Below are 17,520 nucleotides of genomic sequence, written 5' to 3'. Positions count from 1 at the left end.
TTAGCCGCGGGACGCTTCCCGGCGCTCTCGCGCAAGATCGAGCGCATGCGAGAGCCGCATCGCGACCACTGCGTCATCGGGATCGACGAGGCGCGCAAGGGCCTCCTCCATCAACTCGATCGCCTTCTCCAGATCACTATCCGCCATAGGTGCCTCCGTGGGTTCAGCCGGCGGCACTGCTCCTTTCGGAGAGTGCCAGCCCCTGAAACCGGGTGTTCGAAACATGCAACAGACATGCGCGGACGTCTTTAGCGGGTGGCCTGGACATACACGCCCGCCACCCGGCCGCAAAAGGTGCGGCCGGCCCTGTTGCAAGGTTTCGACGCCTTGACCCGCCACCGGCAGGCTGGCGCCTCTATAGAAGGAAGCCGGGCCGCTGCCAAGCAACCCGGCTTCCAACGCCGTCATCGAAAGAGTGCCGGGGCGGGGCGCCCGCCCGAGCCGCGGTTCAGCCCAGCGCCTGACGCGCCGCTTCCACCGGCCGGAACATATCGGCGCGGTTCTTCATCAGCCCGGTCAGCCAGCTCAGATGCGCCGCTGCATCGGGCAGCGGGAGATGGGCGACCTCATCGAAGAGTGCGCGCTGATAGGGAATCGCCCGGTCGAGGATATCCTTCAATTGCCGCCGCGCCGGGCTGTCGGGCGCCTCGATGCCCGCATTCGCCTCGCGTGCCGCGGCGAGGAAGGCGTCGGCCAGTTCCTGCGCTTCATAATAGCCGCCATCGAGGCCTTGGCCCCGCGCGACATGCGCCAGCTTGCGCCGGACATAGACCAGTTCGGGATCGACAGCCGCGTCATCGAGCGGGAGGTTGAAATCGTAGTCGGCAAGAAAATCATCGATCATGGGACACCTTCCTGTTGCCGATACATAGAACATATAATGAACAGAATTGCAAATTCTTCATCGCTCTGCAATGTTGCGGCATGGCCTGCCAGCATCGATACTCCCGGTCCTCCGCTCGGCCCGCATGGGCCGCTTCCTTCACACGCATTTCATTGTTGTGACCATGTCGCCGGCACCATCACGAATCCGCGGCGTGCTGCGGACAATCGAGCGCGGCTTCCTGTTCGAAGCCGGCGATGGGCATGTCTGGCGGGTCGAAGGCGCGGAGCCCTATGCCCATCTCGCGGATCATCCCGTCGTCGTGGAAGCCTACCGCCGCACGCCGACGCTTCTCGAACTGCTTTGGGCGGGCGAGGACCAACAGCCATAGAGGCCGCAACCGCGGGTGGACGCCCACAGCCGCATCAGCCTTCCTCGATGCGCGCTCCCTGGGCTTTCTTGGGCAGAAGATCGCTCCACGCAAGGGCTCTCAGAGGCTGCTCCGGCGACAATGGTGACCTGTCGCCGGGCGTGAAGGGTGCGAACATCCGCCCGGTCCGGTCGTCGATTCCCCACTGCTCTTCCTCCCCGGCGATGTCCGGGAACAGCAAGCCATAGGCATTTCGTAAGAACGCACGGGAGATGGCATCGCTGTCGGCGTTCGCGCCGCCGTCGCCTGCGCGGCCGATGAGATATTCAAGCGCCGCGAGCGTGCGCCCGCCGATGCCGTCCGGACCCCAGTAGGGGTTCTTCTGTTGCGCCGCGCGATGCTGCATCAGTGCGTCGCGGGCCTTCAATGCCCCTGCGTGATAGGCCTGCACCAAGCGCAGGAGTTCGCCGCGATCGAGATCGTCGAAGAGCGTTTCACCCCATTTCAGCGTCGAAGGCCGCTTGTAGCGCTCCACGCCGGGGAGACCGTGCGCCGGCGGCCATCGCTCACCGTTGCGTCCAGCACCGTCATCATCGTCGTTTACTTCCGTCACTATCTTCATCCTGCTCGGCCGGGGTGAGGACAAGGCACTATAGCCGCAGCCCCCAATCCCCACACGCGGTTTCCGCCGGATGCTACCGCTCAATCCATCGTCCTTTCGTCAGCGGGGTGCGGGCGCCTCCGCGGGTGCTGCGCACCCCGGCAATGACTCCGACGATCCCGATCCCAGACGCCCGGCGGCATTGCCCGGAGCGGAGGACGGACGCTCTTCGGCGGGCGCGGGTGGAGCGTGGAGGCTTGGCGGGGCGAGCATGCGGCGTTGTGTTCGTGGGAAGCGTTGCAGCAGGGCGCGGCGAGGACGCCGCACCCTGCAATCACCCTCGGAGCAGGTCTGTCATCGCATCCTACACCGCCCTCGCAGGGTCTCGGCGTGCCAGGGGCGGTCCGGGCACACAAGGGCTGCCTCCGGTCAAGAAGCTCTAGGAGATAAGGGGCCTGCCGACGAAACTGCCTGTTTCAAAGGTGTCGGCAGGCCCCTTATCTCCAAGACCTTCTAAAGACCGCAGCGCGACGTCCCTTGTGTGCCCGGACCGCCCCTGACCCTTGAGCCCCGGCGAAGGCGGCTCCGGATGCGATGACAGACAGGCACCGGCATCTCCTCGGCCGATCAGGTTGGAATGGCTTCGCCATGCTTTTCCTTGTTCGGGACGCTGCCGCGTCCGTTTTCTTGGCTCAGGCTCACCAGATACGATGAAAATCTGTCAAGAAAACAATGATGTATAAGTAATGGAGGGGAGGGAGTAAAAGAAAAGTGCGGACGGGGAACGGTTCCCCGGACGCAAGCGAAGAAGGAGTTAGGACCATGAAGATCGGATTTTTCAAGCTGGACGAGGAACGCGACCTGTTTATCGGAAAGATCGTCACGCGGACGATGCGCTTTCCTTATCTTATCTTGCGTCGTCCCGAAGATCGCGGCAGCGCCAATCCCCCCGAATTTGAAATCTTCGAGCCGACCGAAGACGGCGACGAAGCGCAGGTTGGCGTCGTCTGGAAGCGCCCGATGAAGGACCGCGACGAACAATTCCTTTCGGGCATGATCGACGACCCCAGCTTCCGGGAACCGCTGCCCATCGCGCTTTTCGGTGATGAACTGCAAGGCTTCGACGTGCAGTGGCGGCGCGAACGCGAGCGCAAGCCGCAGACCTTCGCCGGTGGCGGCAACGGCTACGGCCAGCGCCGCGCGGGTGGCGGTCAGCGCCAGACCGGCGGCGGTTTCGCGGGCGGCAGCACGGCGGGAAGCAACGGCGAATATGTCGGAGCGGGCCGCAACCTTGACGACGAGGTGCCTTTCTAAGCCCCGATCAGGGCGGGCCGGGGGAGCGGTGCAACGCTTCCCCGGACCTGACCGCGAACCCACACAGGAGTTAGGACCATGAGCAAGACCACGGCTGCCCGCACCGTTAGCAGCTTTTCCGACCTGCCGGAACTTTATGCGGAAATCACCGCAACCGAGCCTTTCGAGGCATCCTTTGGCGACCCCTTGCCGCTTTCCATCATCGAGCATGGCGAAGAACCGGGCGAACATTACATGCCTGAACCCATCGCGGCGCAGGCCGAATGCGGCGGCATCATCGCGGCGGTTTTCGACCTGTTCACCGATACCCGGCTTGACCCGCTGGCCCCGGAGATCGCTTGGGGTTTCGTCAACTCGTTCCACTTCACCGCCGGAAAGCTGGAGCGGCAGGAAGATCGCCTTGCCGACCAAATCCGCGACATGGCGCGGCGACTGGAGCCGGGCGAAGTGTTCAACAAGGAGCTTGAGGACAAGCAGCTTGAATGCCAGTCGCTGGCCGAGCAGCGCGCCGCCATAGAAGCCATGCGCGACTATGCCGCCGCCATGTATCGCGCCTGTTCGGGCCGCGCATGGTCGCCGTCCAAAGGCTCCAAGGCCAGCCACGTCACCACCGCAAGCCAGATCTCCGCGCTCGATTTCCTGCGCGCCCGTGCCGAAAAGCGCCGCGAACGGCACGAGCCGCAAGGTCCCGTCGTCGTCGTGTCCGGGCCGGTCGATTGGCACGACTGGCAAATCATCTGGGACAGGCTGGCGCTTATCAAGGCCCGCATTCCGGCTATGGTGCTTGTCACCACCGGCCAGAGCCAAGGCGTTGACGCCATCGCGGCATCATGGGCGGCAAAGGAATGCGTCCCCTGCATCGCCTTCACCCTCTACGGGCGCGGCAAGGCAATGAAGCGGGCGTTCGACCGTAACCGGCAAGTCAATAACCTTATGCCGGTCGAAGCCATCCTTTGCGAAGGTTCGGGCATCCAAGCCAATCTCTACGAATTGTTCAACCCGGAGAACGGACGGCGCGTCCCAACGCATATTTTCATGCGGGCCGACCAAGCCGCGGATACCGGAGCGCCGAAGCGGGCGCGCCGTATCGGCCGATAACGGGGGCGCGGCGCTGGCACGACCAGCGCCGCCCCTTTCCCATCTGTCCGCCATCGACAAGGCCGATGCAGCCCGCGCGCCGCATCGGCCTTTTTTGTGCTTGCGGCCACCGCCGCGCCTGGCGGCGCGGCGGTGAGTGCGTCCCCGGACCGGGCAGGCGCGGAACCGGATGCTTCCCCGAAACAGGGGCGCAGGCGACACCGGCAGCGCCCCCGATCAAGAGCGCGGCGCGGCAGCCTTGAGCGCGGCAATCGCGGCGGCCGCATCGAGCTTGACCAGCAGCCCGATGGCCTCGCGAAACTCGCGTTCGGAATAGGCTTCGACCGGCAACGCGGCGACAATCGCACTGTAACGCTCGCGCATCCTTTGGCGCGTCGTCTCCATCTCTTCCGCGATCTTCCGGCTTTTCGCGGCCAGATCGGCCAGCTTCTCACGATCGGACATTTTGGGCATGACCAGCTTTCCTTGCACTATCGCTGATCCGTCCGCCTCTCCCCTTGTCGCATGGCACGGCCCACGCCGCAATCGCCCCACGGCACCCCGCGCGCAGGGACACCACCGGCGACGAAAAGCGGACGGCACAGCGCCGGAGTCGCTGCGGGGCAGGGACGCACGCCCACAGGCGTTTGCAATGCACCCTACGCACGGGTGCTGCGAGCATATTTTCCTATATTTGCAACGGGTTATCTTGCAATACCTGTAATGCAGCGACGCGCGTTACTGCATTGCATGTGTGGCGCCTCAGATCGGGCGGGAAATAAGGCGCTGAAATCCAAGCCGATTCCCCGTATTACATGTACTGCGCCTCGATTTTCTTGTGATTTTCCGGTGGCTGCGCTAATGTAGCGGCGCTTCATGACCGACCTGCCGAAGCTCCAGTTCCGGAGCTTTCATGGCAAGCCTCAGCCTACGCATCGACGACGACCTCCACGCGCGGCTTTCACGGCGCGCGCGCAGCGTCGGCATCACCGTCACCGAGCTGGTCCGTCCGTCGCTCGAACAAGCCGCCGATCCGCGTAGCGGCTACGTCTATTCCACCCAGGACGAAATCCTTTCCGGTGTCATCCAGACGCTGGCGATCGTCGCGGCGTCGGTCCGCAAACGCTCGCCGGAACTGCTCGAACAGGGGATGGCGGACGCGCGCCAGATGCTCGCGGATCGGGGGCTGCTCGCGCCGGAAGAACGGCAATGAGCATCTTCCGCAACGACACCCTCGGCTCCTGGACGCGCGGCGGTCAGGCGACCGTCCACAACGTCCGCATGACCACCCAGGTGTTCATCCAGACCATGATCGCGGGCTTCGTGATCTGGGTGATGGGGACCGCCTGGTATGCGTTCGAGAAATCGACCGAATACCACCGCTTCGTCCTCGTCAAATTGGTGGAGGCGACGTTCAAGGTCGATGCCGCGCCGGGGACCAACGATCCCGTCCTCTTCCGCACTCCGGAAGGGAAGGAATACTGGACCTCGGCCGATCATCTGCTTGTGTCCGGCATCGCGAAGCAGGCGCTCCAGAAGCTGGAGACGGATCTCATCCACGGCGCGGCGATCGCAGGGGGCGTTGCCCTCATCGCGCTCATCTGGGCCTGGTTTTATTTCACCCGGACGGGGCGCGGGCTGGGGTCGAACGAATATATCCGGGGTGCCCGTTTCGGCACCGCGTCCCAGCTCCGGCGCGCACTCTGGCGGCAGCGCAAAGGCAGCTTCTCGATCGGGGGCGTGACCGTGCCCGATGCCTTCGAGCCGGAGCATATCCTGATCTGCGGCGCTCCCGGAACGGGCAAGACCAATCTCATCACGACAATGCTCGAAGGTATCCGCAAGAAGGGTAAGCGGGCGATCGTCTATGACACCGCCGGATCCTTCGTCGAGAAGTTCTACCGGCATGGCCATGACGTGCTGCTCAATCCCCTCGATGAGCGCACCGACATCTGGTCGCCCTGGGTCGATGTGCCCCGCGACTATCATTACGACCAGATCGCGGAATCGACTATTCCCGATAAGCACGGCGATCCCTTCTGGTCGAAGTCCGCGCGCGGCACATTGGTCGCAGTCCTGCGCAAGCTGGCCCGGCAACAGCATACCCTGATCTCGGTCCTGCTCGAGCGCGTGCTGCGCTCCTCCGTCAGCGACCTGGCCGCGTTCGTGAAGGGAACGGACGCGGCCGCGTTCATCTCCTCGGAAGGCGAAAGAACCTCGGCAGGCATCCAGGCCGAACTCGCCTCGGTGATGCGCAGCTTCTCCTATCTCGACGACACCACCGACGGTTTCTCGATCCGTAACTGGGTCGAGAATGAGGAAGACGACAGCTGGCTGTTCATCACCGTGAAGGCCGACCAGCTCCCCTCGCTGCGCCCCCTGATCACGGTCTGGCTCGATATCGCGATCAGCGCGATCATGAGCCTCACGCCAGACCGCAGCCGGCGGCTTTATTGCGTGATCGACGAGCTGCCGACGCTCCAACGGCTCCCTTCGCTCGGCGACTTCCTTGCCCGTGCGCGGAAATATGGTGGCTGCGGTATCCTCGGGTTCCAGTCCTATCCTCAGCTCAGGGCTACCTATGGGCAGGAGGATGCAGCCGCGGTCACCGGCTACTGCTCGACCTGGGTGGCGCTTCGGGCGAACGATACCGACACCGCGGAGCACGTTTCCAAGAATCTCGGCCGCGTCGAGCAGGTCGAGGCAAATGAGGGCATGTCCTACGGGGTGAACGACATGCGCGACGGCGTGAACCTGTCGCGCATGCAGGTGACCCGCCCGCTGGTGATGGACACGGAGGTTACCAACCTGCCGAACTTCGCCGGTTATCTCCGCTTCGGTCGCAACCTGCCGGTCCTCCGCTTCGCCGACACCTTCAACGAGATACCCACCTTGTGCCCGCCCTTCGTCGAGCGCACGACGCCGCCCAAACGGTTGCCGGTCGGGCAGCAGATCATCACCCATGTACGGGCGGCGTCCCGCGCCCGCGCGGCGGCACAGCGGGAGGCAGCATCGCGTCCGGGACCTTCGACTCCGCGGCCCGCGAACCAGCCCGACCTGTTCGACCCCGGCAATGCGCCGCCCCCGCCGCCACCGCCCGAACCGATCGTCGAACCCGATCCGTTCGAGCAGGAGGAGAACAACGCCGCAACCGATCCGGCGACGCCGACAACGTCTCCGGACGAGGCCGGGCCGGTCACCTTCCTGGGTGCGGCGCGCGGCCGAATGAACGTACCGCTCGATGCCCATGCCCGCAGCAGCGGTCCGCGTGATCCGGCGAAACCGGCATGATCCATCCCCGGCGCCTCAAGGGCACGCCCGCCAACATCGGCCGCTACTATACGGTCGGCGACTATTATACGAAGGGCGGCGACGAACACAGCGAATGGGGCGGCAAGGTCGCGGCCGATCTCGGACTTGAAGGCAAGGTCGATCCCGCCCGGTTCGAGGCGCTTCTGGCCGGGAAGATCGGCGACCAGCAACTCGGCCGGCGCCGCAAGGAAGGAATCCAGCATCATCCGGGCTGGGACTTCGCGGTCAATGCTCCGAAATCGGTATCGATCATGGCGCTGGTACATGGCGACGAACGGATCATCGCCGCGCACGAACGCGCAGTCGGCGTCGCCCTCGGCTATCTCGAAGAACATGCCGAGCTGCGCCGGCGGGTGAACAAGGAAGTCGTCCACGAGACGACCGGCAGACTCCTGTTCGCCCGCTTCACCGAGCACAGCAGCCGCGAACTCGATCCCCATCTGCACACCCATGTCGTCGTGATGAACATGACCAATCACGGTCCGGATCGCGCCATGGCGAGCCTGGAGACGCGCGCCATGTTCACCGAGCAGATGGTCGCTGGTCAGGTTTATCGCAATGAGCTTGCCCGCGACCTGCGCGAGATCGGCTTCGATATCGACTTCGATCCCCGCCGGGGTCTGTTCGAGATCAGGGGCGTTCCCGAAGCGCTCACCCGATCCTTCTCGCAGCGCGCCGAACAGATCGAGGCGCACGCGAAGGAACATGGTCATGAAGGTCAGGCGCAGCGTAACAAATCCTATTACGCGACCCGGCGCGCGAAGGTGTCGATCGGCCTCGATGACCTCCATGCGCGCTGGGCCGAGCGCGCCAAACCGCATCGAGCGGAGATCGACAAGGTCGCAGAGCAGGCCGCCGGCAAGGAGGGCAAGCTGGCCGAGCCCGATCCCCGTCTGGCGATGCGCGCGACGCTGTTCGGCATCCGCCAGTCGGAGACCCACGAGGCCGTCAACAACATCGGGCGGATCTATCGCACCGCGCTCGCGTCGCATGTCGGCGAGGTCCGACTGGATGAGGTTCGCCCCCTTGTCGCCAAACAGGAGGCGGCCGGCAAGATACTCCGCACGAACAGACAGACCGGCGACAGGCTGCTGATACGGGGGCGTACGAGCCTGCGCTCGGCACGGCTCGAACTGGCGTTGTCCGAACATCTCTCGCTCGCGATGGGAGATGCCTTGTCACCGGCGTCGCCGGAGCGGCTTAACGAAGAAGCGCGGGCGGGCGGGCTGACCCAGGACCAGACGAAGGCGCTGCTGGCCATTGCCACGGGCACGGATCGCCTCGTCGCGATCCAGGGGGTCGGCGGCGCGGGCAAGTCGACGCTCGTCGGCGCGATGGTGAAGGCGGTCCATCCCGAGTTCAAACCGATCCTTGCCCTGGCGCCGACGTCATCGGCTGCTGCCGGGCTTGGCGAGACCGCGAACATCGAGTCCCGGACCGTCGCGTCCCTGCTCGCATCGGGCGGTCATGGCATCACCGACCGGCATATTCTCGTACTCGACGAGGCCGGCCAGCTCGGCAATCGGCAGGCTATGCGGCTGCTGGATATCAGCCGCCGGACCGGCGCCCGGCTGATCCTGATCGGTGACGTCGAGCAGACCGGAGCGATCGAACAGGGAAAGCCGTTCTGGCTTCTTCAGAAGCTCGGAATGCCGACCAGTCATCTGACGGAGTCGCTGCGTCAGGATACCGACGCGATCAAGGCCGCGACCAGGCTTGCGCGAGCGGGGAACTACACCGGCTCGATCGCCGCACTCGAGCGGGTGACCGGCGGCATGACCGGCGAGGAGCTTGCCAAGAATCTGGTCGGCACCTGGACCGAACTCAAACCCTCCGAGCACGATAAGACCAATATCCTTGTTCTCGACAACGCGACGAGGCTGGTCGTCAACAGCCAGATCCGCGAGGTGCTGCGCTCGGAGGGAGCGGTCGCCGCCGAGGACGCGCGGCTCCAGGTGCTCACGCCGGCCGGAATGACCGACCAGGAAAAGCAGTTCGCCCGCTTCTACTCCGGCGGACAGGTCGTGATGTTCAGCCGGGACAATGCCGGCCTCGGTATCGCGCGGGACACGGAATATCGCGTCGCCGGCACCGGCCGCGACAGCAAGGGACGGCAGGTCGTCCGCCTCGTCGACCAGAATGGCCGCACGATCGCCTGGAACCCTCGGCTCGGCAAGGCGGGACAGGTCAATGTCTTCAACGCGGAGCATCGCGACCTGGCCGAGGGCGACCGCATCCAGTGGCGTCTGGTCAACAAGGACCTTGGCCTCAAGAACGCCGAGCGGGGCACGGTGATCGCCCTTGTGGGGTCGCAGGCGACGATACGCTGGGATCGGGGCGAGCGTGTTCAGGATATCGATCTCGGCACGCAGAAGACCTGGGATCACGGCTATGCCGAGACCGTCTATTCGGCGCAGTCCAAGACCTATCCCAACGTCTATCTTCTCGCGCCGGTGGAATCCGGGCTGGTCAACGGGCAGAATTTCTACACCGCGATCACGCGTGCGCGGTACTCCGTGAAGCTCTGGACCGAAAACGTCTCACGGCTCGCCGAGAAGCTCAAATCCCATTCGGGCGAGAAGTCGTCCACGATCGAAGGTCTCGGCCGGCTGCATCGCGACAGCCATCGTGCCCGCGGCGAGCGCCACAAGGACCGGCTCGACAAGTCCCGCAAGGACAATGCGCGCGATCGCGAGAAGCGCGGTGCGGACCGCGACCGCGACCGCGAGCGCAACGAGCCGAAGGATCGCGAGCCCCGCAATGTCGGTGAATTCCTCGCCGGCCGCGCCCTCGAGGGCATGAGATCGATCGAGAGCTTCCTGCGCTCGACCATCATTCGTGACCGCGATGCGGAAAGCCAGCGCTCGGACCGCGATGGCCCCGCCGAACCCGTCCACCAGCCACAGCCCGTGCCCGATCATGGCGATCATGCGGGCGGGCACGACCGATAGGAGCGACCATGATCCCGATACTGATAGCGCTTGCCTGCCTTTGCCTTCTGGCACTGGTCTATCGCCACGCGCGTGTCCCGGTCCGTCATCGCTGGCGCCGCCGTCAGGCCCGCATCATGTGCAATCAGATGCGCGGCCCCGACCGCAACCAGCCGGCGACCCTGGTCTACGCCCGGCTCCGGGCGATGGACCCGCTGGCTTTCGAGGAACTGCTGCTCGAAGCGTTCGAGCAGCGCGGCAACCCTGTCATTCGCAATCGCCGCTATACCGGGGACGGCGGGGTTGATGGCGAGGTCATCGTCGAGGGTGTCCGATTTCTCATCCAGGCCAAGCGCTACCGCGAAACAATCCGGCCAGAGCATGTTCGCGCGTTCGCGGCATTGTGCGCGTCGCGTCGGCAGCCTGGGCTTTTCATCCATACCGGACGAACCGGGGGCGCGAGCCGGGATGCGCTTGCGGCGGCACCCGGCGTCGAGATCATCTCGGGCAACAGTCTTCTGGAATTGCTGACGGGCGGCACCTTCGCCCTGCCGTCCCAGCGGTTGCGCCGGCCCGCCGGCGCGGGGCCGTCATTCCCCAACGGGGTGAACCGGGCATGAGGACGATTCCCATCATCGCCGCAGCGCTGGCCACACTCCTCGTCTCGGTGCCCGCCACTGCATCGGCCAGGGGATCGCGCGCAGACGAGGCCGAGATCGGCCGCTGCATTCGCGAGGCCTCCAAGGGTCACGCCTGGCTCGAAAAGACGCTCTGGGGCCTGCGTCGACAGGAAGCCGGATGGCTGGGCGCTGAGGTCGCCAACACCAACGGCACGCATGACCTGGGTCCGCTTCAGATCAATAGCTGGTGGGTGCCGCGCATCGCCCGCCTGGTTGAGCAGCCCGACCATCAGGTGCGCCATTGGCTGCGCTATGACGCCTGCTTCAACGCGCAAGCCGCGCGCCGGATATTCCTGTCGGGCTTGCAGGCGTCCGGTGACTACTGGAAGGCTGTCGGGATCTACCACAGTCCGACCGGCTGGCGTCAGCGCGCTTATGCGGCAAAGGTGGCAACGCATATGCGCAAACAGTTCGGCGCCAACGCCTTCGCGAGCCGCAGCGGCCGGGGTGCAGAACGGTAGGCCTTGATGCGGCGGTGTAACCTGGCTGCCGAATAGCCATGCGAAACGTGAGGTTGAAAGGATCTGTCCATGACCACCCCTGCGTCAATGCTGCTTTCCGGCGACGTCAAGGCGCCGCTGGAAACGGCATTGCCGGAGCTGCTCCATGCGGTGATGGTCGCGGGCGGCAGCAACGTCATCGTGTCCCCGTCGATCCAGCCGGATCCGTCGCCCGCCGACGCCTTCGGACAACTTGTCGCCGGTGCATCTTCGTTTCAGCTTGCTGCGGACGTGCCGCTCGCCGATCACTTCTGGGATCATGCCGGCGAATATCGGCGCGGCGCGGTTGCCGCCCGTCTGCGCGATACGACAGGGCGGGTGGGCAAGTTTCTGCCTGGGTTTCTCGCCATCTATGCGACAAGTGTGCGGACGCCGCTTGTTTATGGCCCGCACCGCATGCCGTTCCGCGTAGCCGAATCGATCGACCTGGAGGAGGGGATCTCGGGTCCCTATCTCGTGCTGGTGGCATGCCGGCTGCTGGCGAACGGCAAAGCGCAGGCGGTCCGCGGTTTTGCGCAGCCTATCCTGGACGGTCGCCGGTTCGTGCCGGTATTCTCGGAGCTGGAAAGAGACGTCCTGTGCGGGCTGATCGGTCTTCAGGGCGCGCTCGACGCGCACGGCGTGGACTGCACGATCAAGCGCGCGATCGCGCCATCGTCCCAGACACCGGGCCACGATATCGAACTCGTGATTGAACGAGACGGGGCGATCATCCGTGAACTGAGCCTTGCGATCGCGCGCAACTGCGAAGACACGCAACTGTCGGGCCTGTCCCCCGCGGACTATGTCGTCGGAGCGGCGAACTGGGCCGATGGGGCCTTCATCTCATGGCTTGAGCAGGCGATCCTTTCACCATTGCCAAAAACACGCGCCGAAGTGTCTATTCTATAGGGCAGACGCAATCGATGCGCCGCGTGCCAATGCACCGGCGCGATCAGCGGCGCTCGTAGACATGCGGACGCGCGGAGGCGGGATGATCCACCTACCTAAACAGAGCGATGAAATGGATGGGCCACGGTTTCTTAAAGCCGTCGCAGTGGATCTTGTCGGCGATGCTATCTCGTTCCTGGTCGAGATCAGGCAGTTCGAGCCGATTTTCTACCTTGAACTTGCAATCGATGTGCTTGGCGCCAGCAGCGAAAAAAAGTCCAACCCGATGGACGATGACGCCACCGAAGACGAGGAAATCGCCATCCTGCGATCCTGCACGGCCGAGAACATCAACGATGCAATCCTGGTCCTCAAAGCGATCGGCGAGGGACGACCGATCCCGCATCTGGTGAAGGCGTTTGCGATGCTCCCCGGTTTCTCCCTTGTCCCCAAACGCTCCTCGCACCTTGAGGACATATTGATGGACGACACGGTCCCATTTGCCCAAACACTTGTCACCGCCGCCGAACAGCCTTGGACGGCGACTAGTTGACGACGGCCTGCCTACGCCCGGATTGTCGTTCCGAACATGACGCTATGAGCAATTTGCGATGGCTGCTGGAATCGGCAAGCATGTCTCGCCTGATCTGGCGCTTGCCCGGCTCGCTGCGGAATAGTCGTAAACAAATGTCGAATGTTGATTATAAGAACGTGCAGGTAAACACTTGATTTAGAATATCAATGGCTACCAATTGGTGTTTTGTTCGATCGTCGGATATGCTAAGCTCCAAGTCGAAGGAAACCTGTCGTGGACAAAGTATTCGGCACGCGAAAAGAACCGTTTGACCGGGCTTCGGCAGCTCGGCCGCTTGCATCCGATTGGCTCTGGCGGCCCTGGTATGCGAAGCTCTGGTGGGCCGCGATCCCGCTCTGGTGGGCGGGTATGGCGGCAGCCTCCGTGGCCGAACCGCTGGCGGGGTTCTACGAAAGTGCAGCGGCTGGTTTTCTGAACATCGTGTTCTTTCCGGTGACCGCGCTCATGGTTCTCGGAGTAGGATACGCGCAGAGCTTGCTTGCGGCGTTCCATACGCAGAGCGATAGTGGCTCGCTTTCCAATGAGACCGCAGCCGCGATCGCCGACCTATGGGAGGAGCATGAGCGGGGAATGGAAAACCTTAGCGCTGCTTTTGACATTCACGATCCTCGGTCCGGAGGCCTATACGTCGGGAACCCACTAAGTCTTCAACACCCCGGCCGCCGACTTTAGCGTTTCTTGAAACTGCTGTCTCCGTCGCCTGGACTGCCATCGATGTCGGTGGAGAAGCGTCCACTCTTCAGGACCGAATTTTGTTCGATGGACGTCAACGGTCCGGTGACATCGAACGTCGCGCGTCCGGAATCGGCATCGCCCAGGTAGCGATTGCGCATGCCATCAGGCCCAAGGATCCGGTTCGAAAGCTCGCGAGAGAAGGTTGCTGCCGGATCGCTGGAGCGCGCCGCCGCGCGTTCGGAAGCGGCAATGGCGTTTCTCACATCGTAATTGACGATATCCAGTGAAGACTGTGCGGTTTCATTGCTGATACCGACGTCTTGGCTGGTGAACCCCAGGCTGCCACCAGCTCTTCCCGATGTAGATCTGCCTTTTTGGTGAATTGAGCCGCGATCTGCTTGCTGCCCCCTGCCTGTGGCCTGACCTCGTCCGCTCGACACCTCTGATTCCGAGACGCCAATCGTGCCGCCGATCTCTCCCCCGACTTTGGTCCCTATCGTCACTTGGTCCTGCGCGGATCGTGATAGGGACCGCTGCCAACCGGTCTGTCCGATGATAGCCTGGACATCACGCTGGAGCGTGTCGGCCACCTGCGGGTTGAGCCGCCAGTTGCCGTGCCGGTCCATCTCGAATCCGCCCTTTAGCCAGTTCTGCATCATCGCCTGTCCTTCGGGGCCGCCGCTGAGGAAATGCTCGATCGTGTCGGGGCCGGCCTGTTTACCGGCCTCGAACCGGGTGCTGGTGTCATTGCGCGCGGATTGCTGGAACCCGACCGAGCTGGAGACCAGCACGTCATTGTCCGCAAAACTAAACCTCGCACGCCCGCCATTGGCGATCGCGCCAAGTTGGCTTTCGTTGATGAGACCGCCGCGCCACATCTGCGCGGCTGTCTCCGGGGAGAGGTTGAGACTGAGATCGCCGTTCTGCGCCATGGCGATCTCGCGCTTCGACATGTCGACCCCATGCTCTTTCAGAAGGCCCTGCATGCGCGTCAGTCGCTCATTCTCGACGATCCGGCCGAGCCGCTCGTTGCGCGCACGATCGGCGATCCCGGCCGCGCCGCCCTCGGCCATGTCGGTCTGGTTGCCCACGCCTTGGCTCAATGTCCGGATAAAGCTGTCGAGCCGCGCCGCCTGGCGCACCGACATGCCCGCCGCGGCCGCACCCTCGGCAAAGCCGGCATTGTCCGCCTGGCGCCGTTGCTCGCCGATCCGCGCGGCCGAGCGCGTGCCGTCGTGCCCGACCTCGCGCTGTGCGTCGAGCTTGCCCGACCGTTCCGCGAAGTCGTATCCGGCTGCCTCGCGGGTGCGGCCATAGACGCTGGTGCCCTCGCGCGCGGCTTCGGCGGTGGCGCCGTCGGCGGTGCCGACCTGCACGGCGGCATTGTAGGTTTCCAGGGCGCGAAGAACCTGCGCCTCGTTGCGGCCCGTTGCGCGGGAGAGCTGGGAGATGGCCGTCGAACGCGCTTCGCCCGACAGGCTGTTGATGAACGAGGTGCGGCGCGACATCTCCTGCACCGGAATCCCGAGCATCGCAGCGGCGTTGCGCTGGCCTTCGGTATTGCCGGTCCGGTGGGCCTGTTCGGTCGCGACATTGCGGCGTTCGATCCCGGCGACATTGTCGCCTGCAAAATCCCGCCGACCCTCCATCGCGCCAACCTGGACCTGCGCGCCGGTCAGGTCGTTGCGCAGCATCTGCTCCTGATCGAAGGTGTTGGCGATCAGCTTGGCGAAGGTCGGATCGGCTGACGCCTGCGCGATCACGGTCGAGGCCTTGAGCGCCGCATCCTTCGCATCATAGCCGCCGCGCTCGAAGTGCCGCTGCGCGCCCGAGTGCATCATGTCATAAGCGCGCTGATCGCCGAACGCGCGCCACTGGACCATCTTCTGGGCGAAGGCGGCAAAGGCGCGCTCGCCGGACTGGCCTTCACCAAAATAGCCGGTGCCAAGCGCCCGCAGTGCATCCTTCTCCGCGAAGTTATGGATCGCCGACGTCGCGGCATTGTCGCGGACGGCGCGGACGGTCGCGGGATCGGACAGGCTGCGCCCGGTGAGCGCGGGTGAGAGCCCGCCCATCTCGCGGGCCGCGTCGAGACCGCCCAGGCTGAAGGCCGCCGTGCCGCTCGCGCCGCCGCCATGCTCGCCAAGGACGCGGCTTGCCGAACCGAATGCCCGGTTCTGGCCGAAGGTCGAGCGTTCCCCGAAATCTCCGAAGGTCGAGGATGCGCCCGCGCGCGCCATCGTGCCCGAGGCGGACGCCTGCGCCTCGAGCGCACCGGCATAGCCTTCGCGGGTGGCGAGCGGCGCCGCGGCGGCGGTGCCCTGTCCCTGGACGCCGAGCGCGCCCTGCGTGAAGGCGGTGAACACATTGCCGCTGAACCGGAACACGGTGAACACGAAGGCGCCGGCGAGGCCGGCGGCGGCGGTACGGAAAGACCCGAAGATGGCGAGCGCTTTCATCGCGGACGAAGGCGCCAGCATCCAGGCATTCGCCGCGACATTGTTCGAACGCATCTCGGCCAGCACATCGGTCGCACGGCCCAAGGTGAGCTGATAGATTCCGGCATCGATCACGCCCCACAGCGCGACGAACACGAACAGGCCCAGCGCGAAGCTCGCCACCCGCAGGTTGATCGGGGTGAGGATGAACAAGAGCGCCACCGGCATCATGAACAACATGATCCCGAACACGGTGGCGCGGATGGTCGGCATCCATTCGTTGGCGGTGGACATGGTGGCGAGGCCCGATGAGACGACCGCGCGATTGGCCATGACCCTGGCGGCGGTCGCCGGGCTATCCTCGAACAGGACGTCGCCGACCGTATTCCCAAGCATCACATTGGTGAGGAACTGCTGAAGCGAGAGCGGCGTGTCCATCATCATCTGGCCCATCTCGCCGATGTTCGCGCGGCAGCGCTGAAGCTGCGCGGCGTTCGAGATGTCATAGCCGGTGCGGGTGCAGACCTGTGCGACATAGCTGTCGAACAGCGCCGGCTCGGAAAGACGCGTCGCAATATGCTCCCATGCCTCGTTGCAGCTTACCGTGGTGCCGGCCTTGTCGGTCGAGGTGAACACCGTGCTGAACGTCGCCGGCCCCGCCATCGCTGCGAAGGCAGCGGGTAGATCGGTTGCGGTGCGGAAGAGTTGATCGTCGTCGACACCATAGGCCGGCGAGACGCGCGCGACGGGATAGCATTGCCGGACATAGTCCTTAATCGTGGAATCGAGGAACACGTCGGTCATCGGGCCGCGCGGGGATGCGGCGTTGAGGAACAGGTCGAACGAGTGCCCGCCCGCGCCGAACTCCAGCTTGGCGTTGGGATCGGTGGTGTTGTCGTCGATCACCTCGGCCAGCGCGCGCTCCATCATGTTGGTGACGCCCGCGACCAGCACGATGAGGTTTGGGACATCGCCGACCGGCTGATAGGCGTTGCGGACCCTGTCATAGACGTGGATCGTGCCCGTGGTAGCGACGAGGCCGACGAACAGGCCGACGCCGATCAGCATCTGGAAGCCGAAGGCGACAAGGCCCATGCCCTGACCGCGCACGGTCGCCAGCAGAACGCCGAGCCCGATCCCGACCACCGCGACGATCAGCACCAGCGTCTCGTAGCGGGGATCGCCGAAGATCATCGACACGAGCCGGAAGGCGTCCACCGTCTCGGCGAAGCCGTCATAGGTGTGGAAACTCGTATCGAGCGCCATGGCGGGCGTTGCGGCGAAGATGGCGAACAGGGCAAGGAGGCTGCGCAGCAGACGGATCATGATGCTCGG

The 17,520-nt window shown here is 64.5% G+C and carries 16 protein-coding genes; 11 read left to right on the top strand and 5 right to left on the bottom strand.

Features of this window, described 5'->3' with window-relative positions:
- Together CHB74_RS22020 and CHB74_RS12195 are read right to left on the bottom strand one after the other, a co-directional pair.
- Entirely contained in the window at window positions 1-147 is a 147-nt protein-coding gene (locus tag CHB74_RS22020; RefSeq protein ID WP_179220824.1) for a hypothetical protein, read from the bottom strand.
- A 301-nt stretch (window positions 148-448) separates the two neighbouring features.
- Window positions 449-844 (bottom strand): hypothetical protein, encoded by a 396-nt coding sequence (locus CHB74_RS12195; RefSeq protein WP_089219898.1) that lies wholly within the window; start codon window positions 842-844, stop codon window positions 449-451.
- A gap of 124 nt (window positions 845-968) precedes the next feature.
- On the opposite strand from CHB74_RS12195, the gene CHB74_RS22015 reads away from it, so the two are divergent.
- Window positions 969-1,214 (top strand): DUF5818 domain-containing protein, encoded by a 246-nt coding sequence (locus CHB74_RS22015; RefSeq protein ID WP_089219897.1) that lies wholly within the window; start codon window positions 969-971, stop codon window positions 1,212-1,214.
- Window positions 1,215-1,248: 34 nt separating this feature from the next.
- On the opposite strand, the gene CHB74_RS12185 is transcribed toward CHB74_RS22015, so the two are convergent.
- Window positions 1,249-1,815 (bottom strand): hypothetical protein, encoded by a 567-nt coding sequence (locus CHB74_RS12185; RefSeq protein WP_218821427.1) that lies wholly within the window; start codon window positions 1,813-1,815, stop codon window positions 1,249-1,251.
- Window positions 1,816-2,616: 801 nt separating this feature from the next.
- Between CHB74_RS12185 and CHB74_RS12180 the strand changes: the two genes are divergently transcribed.
- Together CHB74_RS12180 and CHB74_RS12175 are read left to right on the top strand one after the other, a co-directional pair.
- Window positions 2,617-3,108 (top strand): DUF736 domain-containing protein, encoded by a 492-nt coding sequence (locus CHB74_RS12180; protein ID WP_089219895.1) that lies wholly within the window; start codon window positions 2,617-2,619, stop codon window positions 3,106-3,108.
- A gap of 78 nt (window positions 3,109-3,186) precedes the next feature.
- Window positions 3,187-4,206, top strand: coding sequence for a DUF2493 domain-containing protein (locus CHB74_RS12175; RefSeq protein ID WP_089219894.1), 1,020 nt, complete (start codon window positions 3,187-3,189; stop codon window positions 4,204-4,206).
- A 216-nt stretch (window positions 4,207-4,422) separates the two neighbouring features.
- On the opposite strand, the gene CHB74_RS12170 is transcribed toward CHB74_RS12175, so the two are convergent.
- Window positions 4,423-4,659 (bottom strand): hypothetical protein, encoded by a 237-nt coding sequence (locus tag CHB74_RS12170; RefSeq protein WP_089219893.1) that lies wholly within the window; start codon window positions 4,657-4,659, stop codon window positions 4,423-4,425.
- 439 nt (window positions 4,660-5,098) lie between these two features.
- Between CHB74_RS12170 and CHB74_RS12165 the strand changes: the two genes are divergently transcribed.
- From CHB74_RS12165 to CHB74_RS12130, 8 genes are all read left to right on the top strand, one after another.
- Window positions 5,099-5,398: a CopG family transcriptional regulator gene (locus tag CHB74_RS12165; protein WP_089219892.1), complete on the top strand. Its 300-nt coding sequence runs from the start codon at window positions 5,099-5,101 to the stop codon at window positions 5,396-5,398.
- Entirely contained in the window at window positions 5,395-7,476 is a 2,082-nt protein-coding gene (locus CHB74_RS12160) for a type IV secretion system DNA-binding domain-containing protein (protein WP_089219891.1), read from the top strand. The genes CHB74_RS12165 and CHB74_RS12160 overlap by 4 nt, the downstream gene beginning before the upstream one ends.
- The gene (gene mobF, locus CHB74_RS12155; protein ID WP_089219890.1) at window positions 7,473-10,448 is read left to right on the top strand and encodes a MobF family relaxase; all 2,976 of its coding nucleotides are present in this window, start codon (window positions 7,473-7,475) and stop codon (window positions 10,446-10,448) included. Before CHB74_RS12160 ends, mobF begins: the two co-directional genes overlap by 4 nt.
- Before the next feature lie 8 nt (window positions 10,449-10,456).
- Window positions 10,457-11,047, top strand: coding sequence for a restriction endonuclease (locus tag CHB74_RS12150; protein ID WP_089219889.1), 591 nt, complete (start codon window positions 10,457-10,459; stop codon window positions 11,045-11,047).
- Entirely contained in the window at window positions 11,044-11,568 is a 525-nt protein-coding gene (locus CHB74_RS12145) for a lytic transglycosylase domain-containing protein (protein ID WP_245842863.1), read from the top strand. The genes CHB74_RS12150 and CHB74_RS12145 overlap by 4 nt, the downstream gene beginning before the upstream one ends.
- A 69-nt stretch (window positions 11,569-11,637) precedes the next feature.
- The gene (locus tag CHB74_RS12140; protein WP_144033787.1) at window positions 11,638-12,498 is read left to right on the top strand and encodes a hypothetical protein; all 861 of its coding nucleotides are present in this window, start codon (window positions 11,638-11,640) and stop codon (window positions 12,496-12,498) included.
- Between the two features lie 82 nt (window positions 12,499-12,580).
- On the top strand, window positions 12,581-13,030 hold the full coding sequence (locus CHB74_RS12135; protein ID WP_144033786.1) for a hypothetical protein: 450 nt from the start codon (window positions 12,581-12,583) through the stop codon (window positions 13,028-13,030).
- A gap of 255 nt (window positions 13,031-13,285) precedes the next feature.
- A complete protein-coding gene (locus tag CHB74_RS12130) occupies window positions 13,286-13,744 on the top strand; it encodes a hypothetical protein (protein WP_089219886.1) in 459 nt (152 codons plus the stop codon).
- Here CHB74_RS12130 and CHB74_RS12125 read toward each other — a convergent pair.
- Window positions 13,741-17,511 carry a conjugal transfer protein TraG N-terminal domain-containing protein gene (locus CHB74_RS12125; protein WP_089219937.1) on the bottom strand — a complete coding sequence of 1,257 codons (3,771 nt, stop codon included), beginning with the start codon at window positions 17,509-17,511 and terminating at the stop codon, window positions 13,741-13,743. The two genes, CHB74_RS12130 and CHB74_RS12125, sit on opposite strands and share 4 nt — an antisense overlap.
- Window positions 17,512-17,520: the final 9 nt, after the last annotated feature.

Source organism: Edaphosphingomonas laterariae (assembly GCF_900188165.1).
Taxonomy (GTDB): domain Bacteria; phylum Pseudomonadota; class Alphaproteobacteria; order Sphingomonadales; family Sphingomonadaceae; genus Sphingomonas_E; species Sphingomonas_E laterariae.
Note: the sequence above shows the minus strand (reverse complement) of the source record. Positions and strands in the feature narration are given on the sequence as shown.

Coding starts and splice junctions, on each gene's coding strand:
- CHB74_RS12145 (WP_245842863.1), top strand. CDS start 11,044: ATGAGGACGATTCCCATCATCGCCGCAGCGCTGGCCACACTCCTCGTC.
- CHB74_RS22015 (WP_089219897.1), top strand. CDS start 969: ATGGGCCGCTTCCTTCACACGCATTTCATTGTTGTGACCATGTCGCCG.
- mobF (WP_089219890.1), top strand. CDS start 7,473: ATGATCCATCCCCGGCGCCTCAAGGGCACGCCCGCCAACATCGGCCGC.
- CHB74_RS12185 (WP_218821427.1), bottom strand. CDS start 1,815: ATGAAGATAGTGACGGAAGTAAACGACGATGATGACGGTGCTGGACGC.
- CHB74_RS12160 (WP_089219891.1), top strand. CDS start 5,395: ATGAGCATCTTCCGCAACGACACCCTCGGCTCCTGGACGCGCGGCGGT.
- CHB74_RS12140 (WP_144033787.1), top strand. CDS start 11,638: ATGACCACCCCTGCGTCAATGCTGCTTTCCGGCGACGTCAAGGCGCCG.
- CHB74_RS12150 (WP_089219889.1), top strand. CDS start 10,457: ATGATCCCGATACTGATAGCGCTTGCCTGCCTTTGCCTTCTGGCACTG.
- CHB74_RS12180 (WP_089219895.1), top strand. CDS start 2,617: ATGAAGATCGGATTTTTCAAGCTGGACGAGGAACGCGACCTGTTTATC.
- CHB74_RS12165 (WP_089219892.1), top strand. CDS start 5,099: ATGGCAAGCCTCAGCCTACGCATCGACGACGACCTCCACGCGCGGCTT.
- CHB74_RS22020 (WP_179220824.1), bottom strand. CDS start 147: ATGGCGGATAGTGATCTGGAGAAGGCGATCGAGTTGATGGAGGAGGCC.
- CHB74_RS12125 (WP_089219937.1), bottom strand. CDS start 17,511: ATGATCCGTCTGCTGCGCAGCCTCCTTGCCCTGTTCGCCATCTTCGCC.
- CHB74_RS12135 (WP_144033786.1), top strand. CDS start 12,581: ATGATCCACCTACCTAAACAGAGCGATGAAATGGATGGGCCACGGTTT.
- CHB74_RS12170 (WP_089219893.1), bottom strand. CDS start 4,659: ATGCCCAAAATGTCCGATCGTGAGAAGCTGGCCGATCTGGCCGCGAAA.
- CHB74_RS12195 (WP_089219898.1), bottom strand. CDS start 844: ATGATCGATGATTTTCTTGCCGACTACGATTTCAACCTCCCGCTCGAT.
- CHB74_RS12175 (WP_089219894.1), top strand. CDS start 3,187: ATGAGCAAGACCACGGCTGCCCGCACCGTTAGCAGCTTTTCCGACCTG.